Source organism: Methylobacterium sp. SD274 (genome assembly GCF_017355285.1).
Classification (GTDB): Bacteria; Pseudomonadota; Alphaproteobacteria; order Rhizobiales; family Beijerinckiaceae; genus Methylobacterium.
Window position 1 is genome coordinate 1 of record NZ_JADIJP010000084.1, and the last position, 480, is coordinate 480.

A 480-nucleotide genomic window follows, 5' to 3' on the forward strand; every position below is an offset into this window, starting at 1 on the left:
AGAGCGCCTAACAGAACCGTTTGATCTGGTTGAGAGTGATGAGGCTGGTCGCGAGGCTGGTGAAGGCCTCGTAGATGTCTGCACGTCGCTCGTAGCGGACGGGCAGGCGGCGGAAGCGGTTGAACCACGCGTGGGTACGCTCGACGACCCAACGATGCCGACCGAGTTTCTCGCTGCTTTCGATACCCTTCCGCGCGATGCGCGGGACGATGCCCCGCGCCCGGCACTCCTGGCGGCGGGGTCGGGCATCGTAGGCCTTGTCGGCGTGCAGCTTGTCCGGACGGCGTCGCGGTCGCCCTCGTCGACCACTCCGCAGAGGCGGAATGGCATCGAGGGTGGCCGCCATCATGACGGTGTCGTGTCTGTTGGCCCCGCTCAGGCAGAAGCCGAGCGGCGTGCCGCGCGCGTCGGTGACGAGGTGGCGCTTCGTGCCCGGCTTCCCCCGGTCCGTCGGGTTCGGGCCGGTGGCAGGCCCCCTTT

General features: G+C 68.5%; 1 protein-coding gene. It reads right to left on the minus strand.

The features are described from left to right. Nucleotides 1–7: 7 nt before the first annotated feature. Nucleotides 8–480 (minus strand): IS5 family transposase (locus IPV08_RS24345; RefSeq protein ID WP_207414436.1); only part of this gene is annotated, 473 nt, incomplete at its 5' end.